Here is a 16,788-nt window from a genome sequence, read left to right as displayed (position 1 = left end):
GAGGAGACCGTGAAGACCATCTTCACTCGCACGCGCACGCTTGCCGCCCTGATGGGCGCCGCCACGCTGCTGACCACGATGCCGGCATCGGCCGAGACCACCCTGACCATCGCCACCGTCAACAATGGCGACATGATCCGGATGCAGGGCCTGACCGGCGAATTCACCAAGGCCAATCCCGACATCCAGGTGAAGTGGGTGACCCTGGAAGAGAACGTGCTGCGCCAGCGCGTCACCACCGACATCGCCACCAAGGGCGGCCAGTTCGACATCCTCACCATCGGCACCTACGAAGTGCCGATCTGGGCCAAGAAGAACTGGCTGGTGCCGCTCGACAAGCTCGGCGCCGATTATGACGCGAACGACATCCTGCCGAAGATCAAGGACGCCGTGTCCGTCGACGGCAAGCTCTACGCCGCGCCGTTCTACGGCGAGAGCTCGATGGTGATGTACCGCACCGACCTGTTCGAGAAGGCCGGGCTGAAGATGCCGGAGAGCCCGACCTGGGACTTCGTCATCGACGCTGCCAAGAAGCTGACCGACAAGCAGGCCGGCACGTTCGGCATCTGCCTGCGCGGCAAGGCCGGCTGGGGCGAGAACATGGCGTTCCTGACGGCGATGTCGAACTCGTTCGGCGCGCGCTGGTTCGACGAGAAATGGCAGCCGCAGTTCAACACGCCGGAATGGAAGAAGACGCTGTCGACCTATGTCGACCTGATGAAGGAGGCCGGCCCTCCCGGCGCCAGCTCCAACGGCTTCAACGAGAACCTCGCGCTGTTCAACTCCGGCAAATGCGCGATGTGGATCGACGCCACGGTGGCTGCCTCGTTCGTGACCAATCCGAAGGAGTCCAAGGTCGCCGACAAGGTCGGCTTCGCGCTGGCGCCGAACACCGGCCTCGGCAAGAACGCCAACTGGCTGTGGGCCTGGAATCTCGCGATCCCCGCCGGCTCCAAGAAGACCGAGGCGGCCGAGAAGTTCATCGCCTGGGCGACCAGCAAGGACTACACCAAGCTCGTCGCCTCGAAGGAAGGCTGGGCCAACGTGCCGCCGGGCACGCGCACCTCGCTGTACAAGAACGAGGAGTACCTGAAGGTCGCGCCGTTCGCGAAGATCACGCTCGCCTCGATCGATGCGGCTGATCCGAGCAAGCCAACGGTGAAGCCCGTGCCCTATGTCGGCGTGCAATACGCCGCCATCCCCGAATTCCAGGGCATCGGCACCGCTGTCGGACAGCAGTTCTCGGCGGCGCTTGCGGGATCGATGACGGTGGATGCGGCGCTCGCTGCGGCGCAGTCCGCGACCGAACGCGAGATGAAGCGCGCCGGCTACATCAAATAGGCGCGTACGGTCATCAGCTCGACACGAAACTCCTCCCGAGCTGATCACTGGCGGCCATCCCTCCCCACAAGGGATGGCCGCATTTTCTCTCTCGGCGAATCTGAGATCCGTAGGGTGGGCAAGGCGTGCCCACCGCCCGGTGCCGCCGCGAGGTCGGTGCCGGTGAATGCGCCCTCTCCCACAAGGGGAGAGGGCGCATTCACGGGCACTGCGCCCGTTTCTGGAGCTTTAAGCGCTAAGGTTTGAATTTAGGGATGCTCTCGCAAAACCATCAGTCGTCATTGCGAGGAGCGAAGCGACGAAGCAATCCAGGGTCCCATCCGCGCCTCTGGATTGCTTCGCTTCGCTCGCAATGACGAACATATCGATCGAGTGAACGAGGACGGCGGTCATGGCCACCCGACAAACTCAACTGCTCGCCCGGGCGCTGATGTCGCCGGCGGTCATCCTGTTGTTCATCTGGATGATCGTGCCGCTGGCGCTGACGGTCTATTTCTCGACCTTGCATTACAGCCTGCTCGATCCCGGTTCCGAAAGCTTCGTCGGCCTGGAGAATTTCGAGTACTTCCTCACCGATCCCGCCTTCCTCGCCTCGCTGCGGAACACGCTGGTGCTGGTCGGCTCCGTGTTGCTGCTCACCATCGGCCTCGGCATTCCCCTGGCGATCCTGCTCGACCAGCCGGTGATCGGCCGCAACTTTATCCGCCTGATGGTGATCGCGCCGTTCTTCGTGATGCCCACCGTCAGTGCGCTGGTGTGGAAGAATCTGCTGATGCACCCGGTGTCCGGGCTGTTCGCCTGGATCGCGACCTCGCTCGGCCTGACGCCGATCGACTGGTTCACCGATGCGCCGCTGCTCGCGGTGATCTTCATCGTCGCCTGGCAGTGGCTGCCGTTCGCGACGCTCATCCTGCTGACCGCGCTGCAGTCGCTCGATGAGGAGCAGAAGGAGGCCGCCGAGATGGACGGCGCCGGCGCGCTGTCGCGCTTCATCTACCTCACCCTGCCGCATCTGGCGCGGCCGATCACGGTGGTGATCCTGATCGAGACCATCTTCCTGCTCACGGTGTTCGCCGAGATCTTCGTCACCACCGGCGGTGGGCCGGGGCTGCAGACCACCAACATCGCCTTCCTGGTCTATTCGCAGGCGCTGATCCAGTTCGACGTCGGCACGGCGTCGGCCGGCGGCCTCGTCGCCGTGGTCATCGCCAACATTGTCGCCTTCTTCCTGGTCCGCGTCGTCGGCCGCAACCTGGAGGCCTGAGCATGGCGCGCAAGGTCACCGGACGTCATGTCTTGATTTCAACAGTCGGCGCCTGGCTCGCCGGCTTCGTGATCTTCTTCCCGATCCTGTGGATGGTGCTGGCGAGCTTCAAGACCGAACTGGAGGCGTTCGCGACGCCGCCCTCGTTCCTGTTCTTCCACTGGACCACCGAAAACTACGTCACCGTGCAGGAGCGCAGCGACTATCTGCACCACGCGCTGAACTCGCTGATCGTGGCCGGCGGCTCGACCCTGATCGCGATGCTGATCGCCATTCCCGCGGCATGGTCGATGGCGTTTTCGCCGACCAAGCGGACCAAGGACATCCTGCTCTGGATGCTCTCGACCAAGATGATGCCGCCGGTCGGCGTGCTCGTGCCGATCTATCTGATCTACAAGAACCTCGGCCTGCTCGACACCCGCACCGGGCTCGTCTTCATCCTGTGCCTCGGTAATCTGCCGATCGTGATCTGGATGCTGTTCACCTACTTCAAGGAGATCCCGAAGGACATCCTTGAAGCCGCGCGGATGGACGGCGCCACGATCGGGCGCGAGCTGATCTATGTGCTGACGCCCATGGCGATCCCCGGGCTCGCCTCGACGCTGCTGCTCAACCTGATCCTGGCCTGGAACGAGGCGTTCTGGACCTTGAACCTGTCGACGCTGGAAGCGGCGCCGCTGACGACCTTCATCGCCTCCTATTCGAGCCCCGAGGGCCTGTTCTGGGCGCGACTGTCGGCGGCGTCGACGCTTGCGATCGCGCCGATCCTGATCATCGGCTGGTTCAGCCAGAAGCAGCTCGTGCGCGGGCTGACCTTCGGCGCAGTGAAGTAACGAAAGGGCTGATCATGGGACGGATCACGCTGGAAGGTGTGCAGAAATCGTTCGGGCCGGTGCACATCATCAAGGGCGCCGATCTCGACATTCCCGACGGCGCTTTCGTGGTGTTCGTCGGCCCGTCCGGCTGCGGCAAGACCACGCTGCTGCGATTGATCGCGGGGCTAGAGGATGTCTCCGGTGGGCGCATCCTGATCGACGGCAACAACGTCGTCGACGTGCCGCCGGCCAAGCGCGGCCTGTCGATGGTGTTCCAGTCCTATGCGCTCTATCCGCATATGAGCGTGCGCGGCAACATCGCCTTCGGCCTGAAGATGGCCGGGCTGCCGAAGGCCGAGATCAACCAGAAGGTCGAGGCGGCGGCGGCGACCTTGAACCTCACGCCCTATCTCGACCGCAAGCCGCGCGAGCTCTCCGGCGGCCAGCGCCAGCGCGTCGCGATCGGTCGGGCAATCGTACGCGAGCCCAAGGCGTTCCTGTTCGACGAGCCGCTGTCCAATCTGGACGCCGCGCTGCGCGTGCAGATGCGGCTGGAGGTGACACGGCTGCAGAAGCAGCTCGGCACGACGGCGATCTACGTCACCCATGACCAGGTCGAGGCCATGACCATGGCCGACAAGATCGTGGTGCTCAACGCCGGCCACATCGAGCAGTATGGCTCGCCGATCGAGCTGTATCAGCGGCCCGCCAACCTGTTCGTCGCCGGCTTCATCGGTTCGCCGAAGATGAACTTCATTGTCGGCGAGGAAGCTTCCCAGCGCGGCGCCACCACGATCGGTGTGCGGCCGGAGCATATCGGCATCGTCGATGACGGCGGCGAGGGCTGGCGCGGCAAGGTGCTGATCGCTGAGCATCTCGGCAGCGATACCTTCCTTTATGTCGACGCGGGCGCGCTGGGCACGCTGACGGTGCGCTGCGTCGGCGAGAAGCGGCTCAGCGCCGGCGATGCCGTGACTTTGCGGCCGGAGCCCAACCGCATCTACCGCTTCGACGAGAACGGCAACTCCATCTTCGCATGACAGGTGACGTCCCCTCCGGGCGTCAACGACAACCACGGACGACGACGATGTATCTGGAAAAATTCAAGCTGAACGGCAAGACCGCCCTGATCACCGGCGGTGCGCAGGGCATCGGCCTTGCCTGCGTCGAGGCGCTGGCGGAGGCGGGCGCGCATGTGGTCATCGCTGATCGCGACGCCAAAGCCGCGGCGGACGCGCAGGCCGCGATGAAGGCCAAGGGCTTCACCACCGAGACCGCGTTGATGGACGTGACCAATTCGGCGCAGGTGAACGCGGTGGCCGACGATCTCGTGGTGCGCCACGGCAAGGTCGACATCCTCGTCAACAATGCCGGCATCGCCCGCAGCGAGACGCCGGCGGAGACCGTCACCGACGAGCACTGGCTCAACGTGCTCGACGTCAATCTCAACGGCACCTTCTGGTGCTGCCGCGCCTTCGGCAAGCACATGCTGGCGGCGAAGAGCGGCAGCATCGTCAATATCGGCTCGATGTCCGGCTTCATCGTCAACAAGCCGCAGGAGCAATGCTTCTACAACGCTTCCAAGGCCGCGGTGCACCATCTGACCAAGTCGCTGGCCGCCGAATGGGGCGCGCGCGGCATCCGCGTCAATGCTGTGGCGCCGACCTATATCGAGACGCCGCTCAACGCCTTCGTGAAGAGCAATCCGCGCATGTACGACGCCTGGATCGGCGGAACCCCGATGGCACGGATGGGGCAAGTCGAGGAGATCGCCTCGGTCGTGCTGTTCCTGGCATCGGAGGCGGCAAGTTTGATGACCGGCAGCGTCGTCGTTGTCGATGGCGGCTACACTTGCTGGTAAGCTCGCGTCAAAATTGACGGGAGCAGACCATGGTCAGGGCCTTTGTCGGTGTCGATGTCGGCACAACCAGCACGCGCGCCGGGATTTTCGACGAGACCGGGCGGCTGCTTGCCGCAGCGCGGCATCCGATCCAGACCTGGCACGAGGCCGGTGATGTCGTCGAGCAATCCTCCGACGACATCTGGCGCGCCTGCTGCGCCTCGGTCAAAGCCGCGCTGGCGGAAGCGGACATCGCGCCGGAGTTGATCAAGGGCATCGGCTTCGACGCGACCTGCTCGCTGGTGGCGCTCGACGCATCGGGCGCCCCGGTCACCGTGAGTGGCTCCGGCAATGCCGCTCGCAACGTCATCGTCTGGATGGATCACCGCGCGCTGGCCGAGGCGCGCGACATCAACGCGACCGGGGATGAGGTGCTGCGCTATGTCGGCGGCTCGATCTCGCCGGAGATGGAGATGCCGAAGCTGCTGTGGCTGAAGCGGCATCTGCGTGCGAGCTTCGACGCCGCCGGGCACTTCTTCGACCTCGCTGATTTCCTCACCTGGCGCGCCACCGGCTCGCTCGCGCGCTCGATGTGCACGGTCACCTGCAAGTGGAATTATCTGGCGCATGAGACGCGCTGGAGCGCGAGCTACTTCCGCCGGATCGGGCTCGAGGAGTTCGTCACCGAGGATTATGCGCGGATCGGCACCGAGATCGTCGCGCCGGGCACGCCGCTGGGTCAGGGTTTGTCGCGCGCAGCCGCGGCGGAGCTGGGCCTCGTCGAAGGGACGCCGGTCGGGGCGGCGCTGATCGACGCCCATGCCGGCGGCATCGGCGCGATCGGCGGGCGCGCGGCTGATGGCGGCGAGGTCGACGTCTGCAATCGTCTCGCCTACATCATGGGGACCTCGGCCTGCATCATGGCGACGACGCGCGCGCCGTCCTTCGTGCCCGGCGTGTGGGGACCATATTACCAGGGCATGGTGCCCGGCTTCTGGCTCAACGAGGGCGGGCAGTCCGCGGCGGGCGCGGCGATCGATCATCTGCTGCGCTCGCATCCCGCGGCGCCGGAGGCCACGGCGGCCGCCCGCGCCGAGGGGCTCGATGTGATCAGCTTCCTGGAGAAGCGGATCATGGCGCGCGCGCCGAGCGTCGGTGCGGCGGCGCTGCTCGCCCGCGACATCCACATCTTGCCCGAATTTCTCGGCAACCGCTCGCCCTATGCAGACCCGGATTCGCGTGCCGTGATCGCCGGCCTCGATCTCGACGCCGATATCGGCGCGATGGAGCGGCTGTTCGTCGCGGGCCTCTGCGGCCTCGCCTATGGGCTGGCCGACGTCATCGATGCCTTTGCCGCCAATGGCGTCACCAGCCGAACGCTGGTGATGGCCGGCGGCGCCTCGCGCAGCCCGCTGGTGCGCCAGATCATGGCCGATACGACCGGGCTGGCGGTGGCGCTTCCGGGCACGCAGGAGCCGGTGCTGCTCGGCGCGGCGATGCTCGGCGCCGTCGCCAGCGGCGCCTTCCGTTCGATCGGCGACACCATGGCCTCGATGTCGACGCTCGGCCGTCTCAGCGAGCCGACCGCCGCGGACGTTGCCGACTTCCACCGCCGCAAGCGCCGCATCCACGGCCTGCTGCGGACGCTTGATCGCGACAGCCGTTCCGTGATGCATGGGGCCGGTGGAGAGAGTTGACCATGATCCTGAGCTGCGGTGATGCGCTGATCGATTTCGTCCCGGCCAAATCGGCCGATGGGCGCGACGTGCTGAGGCCGGTGGTCGGCGGCTCCTGCCTCAACGTCGCCGTCGGGCTGGCGCGGCTGGGTGCGCCGACCGGCTTCGTCGGCGGCATCTCGACCGACCTGTTCGGCACCATGATCGCGGCCCATGCCCAGGGCTCGGATGTCGATCTCCGCTATGCCACGCGCAGCCCCGACCAGACCACGCTCGCCTTCGTGCGCCATGTCGGCAACGAGGCGCAATACGCCTTCTACGATGCCGAGACCGCCGCGCGGAAATGGACCTACCGGCCGGACAGCATTCCCTTCGCCACCATCGACGCCCTCCATGTCGGCTCGACCACGCTGATCCACGACCAGGGTGCGCAGCAGACCCGCGCGATGATCGATGCGACGCACGGCGCGGTCACGATCTCCTTCGATCCGAACTGCCGGCCGAACCTCGTGACCGACAAGGCGGCCTATGTCACTGACATGGATGAGTTCGCCGCTCGTGCCGACCTGGTCAAGATGTCGGATGTCGATTTCGACTTCCTGCACGGCCACGACGATTACGCGACGCAGGCCGAGGCGCTGCTGGCGCGCGGCACCAGCCTGGTCGTCATCACCCGCGGGCCGGAGGGTGCGTTTGCCTGGCATGCGCAGGCAGGCAGAGTCGAGGTCGCGGTGCCCAAGGTCGACGTGGTCGATACGATCGGCGCCGGTGACACGTTCCAGGCGGCGATGCTGTTCGCGTTGCGCAAGCTCGGCCGGATCGGCCGGGACGCGCTCAAGGCCGTGAGCACGGCCGAACTGCGCAAGGTGCTCGCCTTTGCCGCCGCATGCGCCGCCGTCACCTGCACGCGCGAAGGCGCCGACCCGCCGCGCTGGGCCGAGATGGCCGCGGCATGGAATGACCTCGGCTGAAGAGCTGGGCTGAAGCACCCCATTGCACTCGCGATTGGGAACTGGTTGGCTGTTCCCCCGTCATATGAGAGGACCGGTCGTCGTGCCGAATCGTCGGGCCGCGGCCGAAATGATGACGCGACAACGAGTTGCAGGGAGGAGAACAATGGCACAAGCCGCAAGGACCGAGCCGCTGTCCCGTCATGCGCTGGCCTTCGTTCTGGCCGGCGGGCGCGGCAGCCGCCTCTTGGAGCTGACCGACCGCCGCGCCAAGCCCGCGGTCTATTTCGGCGGCAAGTCGCGCATCATCGATTTCGCGTTGTCGAACGCGGTGAACTCCGGCATCCGCCGCATCGCGGTGGCCACGCAGTACAAGGCGCACAGCCTGATCCGCCATCTGCAGAACGGCTGGAACTTCTTCCGTCCCGAGCGTAACGAAAGCTTCGACATCCTGCCCGCCAGCCAGCGCGTCTCGGAAACGATGTGGTACGTCGGGACGGCCGATGCCGTGTACCAGAACATCGACATTCTCGAGAGCTACAATTCGAAATATATCGTCGTGCTTGCCGGCGACCACATCTACAAGATGGACTACGAGCTGATGCTGCAGCAGCATGTCGACCAGCGCGCCGACGTCACCGTCGGCTGCCTGGAGACGCCGCGCGCGGAATCCTCGGGCTTCGGCATCCTCCACATCAACGAGGATGAGACGATCCGGGACTTCATCGAGAAGCCGGCCGATCCGCCGCCGATTCCCGGCAAGCCCGACAAGTCGCTTGCCAGCATGGGCATCTATGTCTTCGACGCCAAATTCCTCTATGACGAGCTGAAGCGCGACGCCGCCGATCCGAACTCGAACCATGATTTCGGCCGCGACATCATCCCCTACATCGTCAAGAACGGCCGCGCCGTGGCGCATCAGTTCGCCCGCTCCTGCGTCCGGGCCGGCGACGACAAACGCAGCTATTGGCGCGATGTCGGCACGGTCGATGCCTATTGGGCTGCCAACCTGGACCTGACCGATGTGACGCCGGAGCTGGATCTCTACGATCGGGCCTGGCCGATCTGGACCTATTCGGAGATCACGCCGCCGGCGAAGTTCGTGCATGCGGATGACGGCCGCCGCGGCGAGGCCGTCTGCTCGCTGGTGTCCGGCGGATGCATCGTTTCCGGCGCCTCCGTGCAACGGTCGCTGCTGTTCACCGGCGCCCATCTGCATTCCTATTCCAAGGTGCACAACGCTGTGCTGCTGCCTTACGTGAATGTCGCGCGCCATGCGCGGCTGACCAACGTGGTCGTCGACCGCGGCGTGCAGATTCCGGAAGGGCTCGTCGTCGGCGAGGATCCGGAGTTCGACGCCAAGCGCTTCAGGACCACCGAGAACGGCGTTACCTTGATCACTCAGCCGATGATCGACGGGCTCAATTCATGACGCCACTGCGCGTTCTGTCGGTCGCCTCCGAAGTCTATCCCATCGTCAAGACCGGCGGCCTCGCCGACGTCGTCGGCGCGCTGCCCTGGGCGCTGATGGCCGAGGACGTCGAGGTCCGCACGCTCATCCCCGGCTATCCCGCGGTGATGAAGGCCCTCGAGCAGGCCAAGGAGATCAGCTCGCTGCCGAATTTCTTCGGCGGCAATGCGCGGCTGCTCGGCGGCAGCCATGGCGCGCTCGACCTGTTCGTGCTCGATGCGCCGTATCTCTATGACCGCGAGGGCAACCCGTATCTCGGGCCCGATGGCAAGGACTGGCCGGACAACCCGTTCCGCTTCGCGGCCCTGGCGCGCGCGGCCTCCTATATCGGGCTCGGCGCTGTCCCGAGCTTCGTGCCCGATGTCGTCCATGGCCACGACTGGCAGGCCGGGCTCATCCCGGCCTATCTCTTGTACAGCCATCGGCCGCACCCCGGCACGGTCATCACCGTGCACAATCTGGCCTTCCAGGGCCGTTTTCCCCGCCACTTCCTGCCGCCGCTCGGCTTGCCGCCGGAGTCGTTCTCGATCTACGGCCTCGAATATTACGGCGACATCAGCTTCCTGAAGGCGGGGCTGCAATTCGCCGACAAGATCACCACGGTGTCGCCGACCTATGCGCGGGAGATCCAGAGCGACGAGCAGGGCATGGGCCTCGGCGGCCTGTTGCGCCAGCGCTCGTCGGATCTCGTCGGCATTCTCAACGGCATCGATACGACGGTGTGGGACCCCGGCAGCGACCCCGCGATCCCGTCGCATTTCGGAATCGAAAAGCTCGAGGCGCGCGCACCGAACAAGGCCGCGCTGCAGACGCGCATGGGCCTGCAGGAGTCACCGGAGACGTTCCTGCTCGGCGTCGTCAGCCGGCTGACCTCGCAGAAGGGGCTCGACCTGCTGCTGTCATGTCTGCCGACCTTGACCAGCGCCGGCATTCAACTGGCGCTGCTCGGTGACGGCGAGGCGGACTTGCGCGATGCCTTCCGCGCCGCCGCCGCGCGCCATCCTGGCCAAATCGGCGTTCTCATTGGCTATGACGAGCAGCTCGCGCATCTGATCCAGGCGGGCTGCGATGCGCTGGTGGTGCCGTCGCGGTTCGAGCCGTGCGGGCTGACGCAGCTCTGCGCGCTGCGCTACGGCGCGCTGCCGATCGTGACGGCTGTGGGCGGACTCGCCGACACCGTCATCGACGAGACCGAGGCGGGTGTCGCCGCGACCGGCTTCAAATGCGCTGCCGTCACCGCCGAAGCGCTCGACCAGACCCTGCGCCGCGCCGCCGCCGCCTTCTACGCCGCCCGCAGCAACGCCTCGAACTGGACGCGCATGCAGCTCAACGCGATGCTAACCGACGTGTCGTGGCGCCATCGGGCCGGGCGATATGCCGAGCTGTACCGGCAGATCGTCGCGCAGCGGCGGCCGGCGGGGTAGTTCCCAGATCGTTCGGCTTGCTCGGTCCCTTACCTCTCCCCGCGCGGGGAGGGGTCGGATTGCATCGAAGATGCAATCCGGGTGAGGGGGGCCCTCCGCGATGTCGGTGGGCGTGGCTGCCCCTCACCCCAACCCTCTCAGCGCGAGCGGAGCTCGTCGCGCCCCCGTGAAGGACGGGGAGAGGGAGCACACCATCGATGACGCGCAAGTTCGGGCTTAGCCGCCATTCAGGCAGGCCAGCCCAGCGTGAGGATCATATGGATCGCACTGGACGCATCGCGATGGCCCGCTGATAGTCACGGCCAGTTTTCATACCATGCCGTGCGAGACCTTATGACCGACACCACGCCTTCGACCTCCTTCGATCTCATCATTCGCGGCGGCACTGTGATCGACGGGACGCGCGCGCCACGGTTCGAGGCGGATGTCGGCATCAAGGATGGCCGGATCGTCGCCATCGGCGAACTCGATCAGCGCAGGGCAGACCGGATCATCGACGCCACCGGCCGCGTCGTCGCGCCCGGCTTCATCGACGCGCATACCCATGACGATAGCGCGGTGCTGGTCGATCCCGGCATGACCTGCAAGGTGTCGCAGGGCGTCACCTCGGTCGTGACCGGCAATTGCGGCGTCAGCATCGCGCCGCTGAGGCCGGGCTCGCCGCGGCCGATGCCGCTTGGGCTGCTGTCGCCCGGTGACGGCCGCGTCGCCGAGTACGCCTCGTTCGCGGACTACGTGGCCGCCCTGCGCGCGGCACCGTCCGCCGTGAATGTCGCGCCGATGACCGGCCACACCTCGCTGCGTGCGTCCGTCGTGAGCGATCTCGGCCGCGCGGCGACCGAGAGCGAAATCGCCGAGATGCGCGCCTATGTGCAGGAGGCGCTGGACGCCGGCGCGATCGGCGTCTCCACCGGCACGTTCTATCCGCCGGCCGAGGCGGCACCGACCGACGAGATCATCGAGGTCTGCCGCCCGCTCACCGGTAGCGGCGGCGTCTATGCGACGCATATGCGCAACGAGGCGGACGACGTCGTCAAATCGCTGGAGGAGAGCTTTGCCATCGGCAAGGCGCTCGACGTCCAGGTCGTGATCTCGCACCACAAGGTGGTGGGCCCGGCGAATTTCGGCCGGACGAAGGAGACGCTGCCGCTGTTGACCAAGGCGATGAGCTGCCAATGCGTCGCACTCGACTGCTATCCCTATAACGCCTCCTCGACCATGCTGCACACCGATCCGGCCAAGCTGCAGGTCAAGGTCGTCGTGGCCGCGTCAGCCCCGCACCCGGAAGTCGCCGGCCGCGATCTCGCAGACATCGCAGCCGAATGGGGCGTCGACCGGCTCGAAGCCGCGAAGCGGCTTCAGCCGGCGTCCGCCATCTACTTCTCGATGGACGAGGCCGACGTGCGCACGATCCTCGCTTTCGAGCCGACCATGATCGGCTCCGACGGCCTGCCGTTCGGCGAGCGGCCGCATCCGCGGCTCTGGGGCACGTTCCCGCGCGTGCTCGGCTACTACTGCCGGGAGCTCGAGCTGTTCTCGCTGGAGACCGCCGTGTGGAAGATGAGTGGCCTCACGGCGCAGAATTTCGGCATCAAGGACCGCGGCACGCTCGCGGTCGGTCATCACGCCGACATCACGATCTTCGATGCGGCCAGCGTGCGCGACAGCGCGACCTATGACGACCCCTGCGTGCCCGCCGCCGGCATCGAGGCCGTGATCGTCAATGGCGCGCTGACCTGGTGGCAGGGCGCGCACCAGAACGCGCGCGCCGGGCAGGTCATCGCGCGGGGCGCGTGACCGTGAGCTAGGCGGCTGCGGCCATCGATCGCGCGAACTCCGGATAGCATTCCGCGAGCTCGTCGAGGATCCGGCCGCGGATCAGCTCGACCGTGACGCGATCGGGCGCGGCCGTGGCCGGGACGCTCTCGGGCACCTCGTAGTCGAAGCCGGTCCGGTCGCGCACGTCCTCGGCGCCATAGCCGGGATGCACCGAGCGCAGCCGGAAGCCGCCACGCTCGCGGTTGAAGTCGAACAGCGCGAGATTCGTCAGCAGCGCATGCGGCCCGCCGCGGCGCTTCACCTCCGGCGTGACTGCGGCGGCGCTGACGAAATCCACCTTCGGTACCAGCACGCGCGGCGAATGCTCCTCGCGGAACAGGATGACGCGCGGGACGAGGTGATAGAGATAGGCCGAGCCAAACGAGCCGGGCCAGCGCACGTCCATGCGCGGATAGTCGCCGGTGCCGACCAGGTTGATATTACCTGTGCCGTCGATCTGGCCGCCGCCGAGAAAGAACGCGTCGACGCGGCCCTGCGCGGCGCAGTCGAACAGCTCGACGCCGCCATTGGTGAAGAAGTTGTGCCGGCTCGAACCGAGGATCGAGATCTTGATCGGCGGCTTGCCGCGTTGTTCGTTGCGGGCTCGCAGCAACATCGCGCCGGCTGCGGGAATCGGCGAGGACGCGCCGACAGCGACATGGCGGATGCCGTCGAGCAGGTCGGCGATGACGGTGATCAGCAGCTCCTTGCGCGCACGTTCGTCCTGCATCGTCATGCCACCTGCTTGCTACGGCTCAGGAAAGCCGAGAGATAGGCGCGAAACCCCTCCTCGGTGCGCGCCATCGCGGCGTAGCGCGACAACTCGGCCCCATCGGTCTCGTATTCGTCCCACAGCGGCAGCGGCCAGGCGCCGTTCTCGGCGACCGCGATCGCATCGACATACAGCGCCGGCAACACGCCGGCCGCGGAATCCTCCGTCGCCATCAAATCGCGATCGGTGATGCGCTCGACGGTGACCAGCGTGCGCTTCGCGGCATAGGCCATGGTCGCCAGCTCGCGGTAGCGGCCGATGCGGACATTGCCGAATCGGTCGGCCTCGGGCGCATGAAACAGCGCGACATCGGGCGTGATTGCGGGCACCACGACCACCTTGCCGGGCTCGCCGACCGGGCTGTCGATCACCTTCCAGTCGGGGCGGACCTCCAGCAGGTCGCTGCCGATGATGCCGGCGATCGGCATGAACGGCACGCCCTTCTGCCCGGCCAGGAGACCGGCATGGATCGCAGGGCAGGTGGCATCGCGCAGGCTGATGCTGCCGCTGCGGACGGCCGCCGAAAAGCGCGGCGCGCCGCCGGCTTCCCCCAGCGAGACGGCGCTGGTTTCCACCACCGCCGCGGCGCCGGCGCCGATCAGCAGATCGGCTTGCAGCCCGGAGATCGGCACGCAGATGAGATGCAGCCCGGTGAGACCTGCCTCGATCATCGCGGCAGTGGCTGCCATCGAAACGCCGGCGCGATCGACCGGAATCGCGATCGACTGTCCCGGCGTGATCGATCCGACCAGTGCCTGTAGTCCGGTCCTCTCCGTCATCGGGGGCTCCCTCCTGCTCTTGCTGTTGCCGCGAGTGTAGCTGCCCGGGCCTTCGCTGTCAGCGCTCCAGCGCTGACGTCGATCCGCGGATGATGAGCTGCGGCGGCAAGACGACGTGCTCGTCCACGACGCCGCGACCCGCGATGCGCGCCAGCAGCAGACGTGCCGCCGCTTCGCCCATGTCGCGCTGCGCGATCCGCACGGTGGTGAGCGGCGGCGACACGAGGTCGACGAACGGCATGTCGTTGTGGCCGACCACGGACACATCGCTCGGGCAGGCGAGGTTGCGCGCGGCGAGCGCGTCATAGACGCCGAGCGCGAGCAGATCGTTGGCGGCGACGACCGCCGTCGGCCGCGTCCGGCGCGCGAGGAGGCGCAGCCCGGCTTCGCGACCGGCGTCGCGTGTGTAGGTCTCGGCGATCTCGATCGTCATGTGTCGCGCGGACAGGCCAGCATCTCTCGCGCTGGCCTCGAAACCTGCGCGCCGGCGCACGCCGGTCGAGATGTGCTGCGGGCCGGCGACATGGCCGATGCGCCGGTGCCCGAGCCCGACGAGATGCTCGACGGCCAGCCGCATGCCGGCAGCGTCATCGCTGGCAGCCGAGGGCAGCAGGCCGGCGGCATCGAGGCGGTTGACGAGCACGACCGGCAAGGCTGCGTCGAGGCAATGCTGCACGACATCGTCGCGCAGGGTCACCGTGGCCAGCACCAGCCCATCGACCCCCCTGGCAATCAGGCGGTCGACCAGATCCTGCTCCGAACCCTTGCTGCCGACGTCGACGACGATGGTCGCGTAGCCTTCCGCATTGAGGTGATCGGCGATGCCGGAGAGCACCGGCGGGAAGCCGGGGTCGGCGATATCAGGCGCGAGCACGCCGATCAGCCCGCTGCGGCCGGTGCGCAGACCCTTGGCCGCCATGTTGAGGCGATAGCCGAGCGCGTTGGCGGCGGCCCGAATCCGTTCGGCGACGTCGGTCGCGACCAGGTGCTTCATCGCCGGGCTCAGCGCACGCGACACGGTCGACGGATGTACGCCGCAGCGCGCCGCAACGTCCTTGATCGTCGGGCGCGAGGAGGCAACCTCACGCGAGCCCGACGCAGGTCGCACCATCCGAGTCATGTCCAGCCCCTGGTTCTGCGGCGCAGCAACATTTCGATCCTGTCTTACCTTGACACCCTTAACGTGCATGCAATAAATCGGCTAATGCAATCGATTGCAATAACCGAACGGGAAACGTCCACATGACAGCGAGCGCGCTGAAACCCCATCTGGTCAGCCCCGAGCATCTCGATCCGCATTGGCGCTGGAGCCGGGCGATCCCCTCGCACGGCCATGTCTCGGTCGATTTCGAGCGCCGCGTCGATTTCGATCGTCTCAGGCGGTACCGGCTGGCACGGGCGCGACAGGCCCTCAAGAACTCGGGCTGCGGTGCGCTGCTGCTGTTCGACGTCAACAACATCCGCTACGTCTCCGGCACCAAGATCGGCGAATGGGAGCGCGACAAGCTCTGCCGCTTTGCGCTCTTGGCCGGCGACGGCGAGCCGATCGTGTGGGATTTCGGATCGGCCGCCGTGCACCACCGCATCTTCTGTGATTGGTTGGCGCCGGAGAACTGCCGCGCCGGCATGCTCGGCATGCGCGGCACCGTGCCGCCGGCCGTCGGGCTGATGAAGGCGCATGCCGAGGAGGTGATGAGCCTCTTGCGCGCCGCCGGCGTCGCCGACATGCCGGTCGGTGTCGACCTCGCGGAGACCGCGATGTTCTTCGAGCTGCAGAAGGCCGGCATGAAGGTGGTCGACGGCCAGCAGGTGATGCTGGACGCGCGCGAGATCAAGAACATCGACGAGATCATGCTGCTTAACCAGGCCGCGGCGATGGTCGACGGCGTCTATCATTCGATCTACGAGAACCTGAAGCCGGGCGTGCGCGAGAACGACATCGTCGCGCTCGCCAACAAGATGCTCTACGAGATGGGCTCCGACGACGTCGAGGCCATCAACGCCATCTCCGGCGAGCGCTGCAATCCGCATCCGCACAATTTCACCGACCGCATCCTGCGCCCGGGCGATCAGGCATTCTTCGACATCCTGCAGTCCTACCAGGGCTACCGCACTTGCTACTACCGCACCTTCAATGTCGGCCGCGCGACACCTGCGCAGCACGACGCCTACAAGCGCTGCCGCGAATGGCTCGACAACGCGATCGCGCTGATCAAGCCGGGCGTCTCGACCGACACCGTCGCCAAGGTGTGGCCAGCGGCCGAGGAGTTCGGCTTTCCCTCGGAGATGGCCGCGTTCGGCCTGCAATTCGGCCATGGCCTCGGCCTCGCCCTGCACGAGCGCCCGATCATCTCGCGGCTCGTCTCGCTCGACAATCCGATGGAGATCAAGACCGGCATGGTGTTCGCTCTGGAGACCTATTGCCCGGCCACCGACGGCTTCTCCGCGGCGCGCATCGAGGAAGAGGTCGTCGTCACCGACAAGGGCTGCCAGGTGATCACGCTGTTCCCCGCGGAAGAATTACCAATTGCCAACCGATACTAAGTGAATGCGATTTGAAATTCTTCGTCATTGCGAGCGAAGCGAAGCAATCCAGGGCGGCGAGAGTGACTCTGGATTGCTTCGTCGCTTCGCTCCT

14 protein-coding genes are annotated in these 16,788 nt (G+C 66.4%); 11 read left to right on the top strand and 3 right to left on the bottom strand.

Annotation, left to right across the window (positions count from 1 at the left end; genetic code table 11):
* Window positions 1–51 precede the first annotated feature (51 nt).
* From ACQR0Z_RS28330 to ACQR0Z_RS28285, 10 genes are all read left to right on the top strand, one after another.
* Window positions 52–1,341, top strand: a complete 1,290-nt coding sequence (locus ACQR0Z_RS28330; RefSeq protein ID WP_434920833.1) for an ABC transporter substrate-binding protein — start codon at window positions 52–54, stop codon at window positions 1,339–1,341.
* A 391-nt stretch (window positions 1,342–1,732) separates the two neighbouring features.
* Window positions 1,733–2,605: a carbohydrate ABC transporter permease gene (locus ACQR0Z_RS28325; RefSeq protein ID WP_434920801.1), complete on the top strand. Its 873-nt coding sequence runs from the start codon at window positions 1,733–1,735 to the stop codon at window positions 2,603–2,605.
* A gap of 2 nt (window positions 2,606–2,607) precedes the next feature.
* A complete protein-coding gene (locus ACQR0Z_RS28320) occupies window positions 2,608–3,438 on the top strand; it encodes a carbohydrate ABC transporter permease (RefSeq protein ID WP_434920800.1) in 831 nt (276 codons plus the stop codon).
* 14 nt (window positions 3,439–3,452) lie between these two features.
* A complete protein-coding gene (locus ACQR0Z_RS28315; protein WP_434920799.1) occupies window positions 3,453–4,460 on the top strand; it encodes an ABC transporter ATP-binding protein in 1,008 nt (335 codons plus the stop codon).
* Between the two features lie 47 nt (window positions 4,461–4,507).
* Window positions 4,508–5,281, top strand: a complete 774-nt coding sequence (locus tag ACQR0Z_RS28310; RefSeq protein ID WP_434920798.1) for an SDR family NAD(P)-dependent oxidoreductase — start codon at window positions 4,508–4,510, stop codon at window positions 5,279–5,281.
* A 29-nt stretch (window positions 5,282–5,310) separates the two neighbouring features.
* Complete coding sequence (locus tag ACQR0Z_RS28305) at window positions 5,311–6,957, top strand: FGGY-family carbohydrate kinase (RefSeq protein WP_434920797.1); 1,647 nt, start codon at window positions 5,311–5,313, stop codon at window positions 6,955–6,957.
* A gap of 2 nt (window positions 6,958–6,959) precedes the next feature.
* Window positions 6,960–7,907 carry a carbohydrate kinase family protein gene (locus ACQR0Z_RS28300; protein WP_434879451.1) on the top strand — a complete coding sequence of 316 codons (948 nt, stop codon included), beginning with the start codon at window positions 6,960–6,962 and terminating at the stop codon, window positions 7,905–7,907.
* 145 nt (window positions 7,908–8,052) lie between these two features.
* Window positions 8,053–9,318, top strand: a complete 1,266-nt coding sequence (gene glgC / locus ACQR0Z_RS28295; RefSeq protein ID WP_434859737.1) for a glucose-1-phosphate adenylyltransferase — start codon at window positions 8,053–8,055, stop codon at window positions 9,316–9,318.
* The gene (gene glgA, locus ACQR0Z_RS28290; RefSeq protein ID WP_434920796.1) at window positions 9,315–10,781 is read left to right on the top strand and encodes a glycogen synthase GlgA; all 1,467 of its coding nucleotides are present in this window, start codon (window positions 9,315–9,317) and stop codon (window positions 10,779–10,781) included. Before glgC ends, glgA begins: the two co-directional genes overlap by 4 nt.
* A gap of 333 nt (window positions 10,782–11,114) precedes the next feature.
* Window positions 11,115–12,578: an N-acyl-D-amino-acid deacylase family protein gene (locus tag ACQR0Z_RS28285; RefSeq protein WP_434920795.1), complete on the top strand. Its 1,464-nt coding sequence runs from the start codon at window positions 11,115–11,117 to the stop codon at window positions 12,576–12,578.
* A 7-nt stretch (window positions 12,579–12,585) separates the two neighbouring features.
* On the opposite strand, the gene ACQR0Z_RS28280 is transcribed toward ACQR0Z_RS28285, so the two are convergent.
* From ACQR0Z_RS28280 to ACQR0Z_RS28270, 3 genes are read right to left on the bottom strand one after another with little or no spacing between them, the layout of a single operon-like run.
* Entirely contained in the window at window positions 12,586–13,329 is a 744-nt protein-coding gene (locus ACQR0Z_RS28280) for a CoA-transferase (protein ID WP_434920794.1), read from the bottom strand.
* 2 nt (window positions 13,330–13,331) lie between these two features.
* Window positions 13,332–14,150 carry a CoA transferase subunit A gene (locus tag ACQR0Z_RS28275; protein WP_434920793.1) on the bottom strand — a complete coding sequence of 273 codons (819 nt, stop codon included), beginning with the start codon at window positions 14,148–14,150 and terminating at the stop codon, window positions 13,332–13,334.
* A 58-nt stretch (window positions 14,151–14,208) separates the two neighbouring features.
* Window positions 14,209–15,339: a LacI family DNA-binding transcriptional regulator gene (locus ACQR0Z_RS28270; RefSeq protein ID WP_434920792.1), complete on the bottom strand. Its 1,131-nt coding sequence runs from the start codon at window positions 15,337–15,339 to the stop codon at window positions 14,209–14,211.
* 53 nt (window positions 15,340–15,392) lie between these two features.
* On the opposite strand from ACQR0Z_RS28270, the gene ACQR0Z_RS28265 reads away from it, so the two are divergent.
* Window positions 15,393–16,694: a M24 family metallopeptidase gene (locus ACQR0Z_RS28265; protein WP_434920791.1), complete on the top strand. Its 1,302-nt coding sequence runs from the start codon at window positions 15,393–15,395 to the stop codon at window positions 16,692–16,694.
* Window positions 16,695–16,788 lie beyond the last annotated feature (94 nt).

The organism is Bradyrhizobium sp. HKCCYLS3077 (assembly GCF_051167555.1).
GTDB lineage: Bacteria > Pseudomonadota > Alphaproteobacteria > Rhizobiales > Xanthobacteraceae > Bradyrhizobium.
This window is presented reverse-complemented; position numbering and strand designations above follow the sequence as displayed.

Coding starts and splice junctions, on each gene's coding strand:
- ACQR0Z_RS28265 (WP_434920791.1), top strand. CDS start 15,393: ATGACAGCGAGCGCGCTGAAACCCCATCTGGTCAGCCCCGAGCATCTC.
- ACQR0Z_RS28325 (WP_434920801.1), top strand. CDS start 1,733: ATGGCCACCCGACAAACTCAACTGCTCGCCCGGGCGCTGATGTCGCCG.
- glgA (WP_434920796.1), top strand. CDS start 9,315: ATGACGCCACTGCGCGTTCTGTCGGTCGCCTCCGAAGTCTATCCCATC.
- ACQR0Z_RS28305 (WP_434920797.1), top strand. CDS start 5,311: ATGGTCAGGGCCTTTGTCGGTGTCGATGTCGGCACAACCAGCACGCGC.
- ACQR0Z_RS28280 (WP_434920794.1), bottom strand. CDS start 13,329: ATGCAGGACGAACGTGCGCGCAAGGAGCTGCTGATCACCGTCATCGCC.
- ACQR0Z_RS28330 (WP_434920833.1), top strand. CDS start 52: ATGGGCGCCGCCACGCTGCTGACCACGATGCCGGCATCGGCCGAGACC.
- ACQR0Z_RS28320 (WP_434920800.1), top strand. CDS start 2,608: ATGGCGCGCAAGGTCACCGGACGTCATGTCTTGATTTCAACAGTCGGC.
- glgC (WP_434859737.1), top strand. CDS start 8,053: ATGGCACAAGCCGCAAGGACCGAGCCGCTGTCCCGTCATGCGCTGGCC.
- ACQR0Z_RS28285 (WP_434920795.1), top strand. CDS start 11,115: ATGACCGACACCACGCCTTCGACCTCCTTCGATCTCATCATTCGCGGC.
- ACQR0Z_RS28270 (WP_434920792.1), bottom strand. CDS start 15,339: ATGCACGTTAAGGGTGTCAAGGTAAGACAGGATCGAAATGTTGCTGCG.
- ACQR0Z_RS28315 (WP_434920799.1), top strand. CDS start 3,453: ATGGGACGGATCACGCTGGAAGGTGTGCAGAAATCGTTCGGGCCGGTG.
- ACQR0Z_RS28310 (WP_434920798.1), top strand. CDS start 4,508: ATGTATCTGGAAAAATTCAAGCTGAACGGCAAGACCGCCCTGATCACC.
- ACQR0Z_RS28300 (WP_434879451.1), top strand. CDS start 6,960: ATGATCCTGAGCTGCGGTGATGCGCTGATCGATTTCGTCCCGGCCAAA.
- ACQR0Z_RS28275 (WP_434920793.1), bottom strand. CDS start 14,150: ATGACGGAGAGGACCGGACTACAGGCACTGGTCGGATCGATCACGCCG.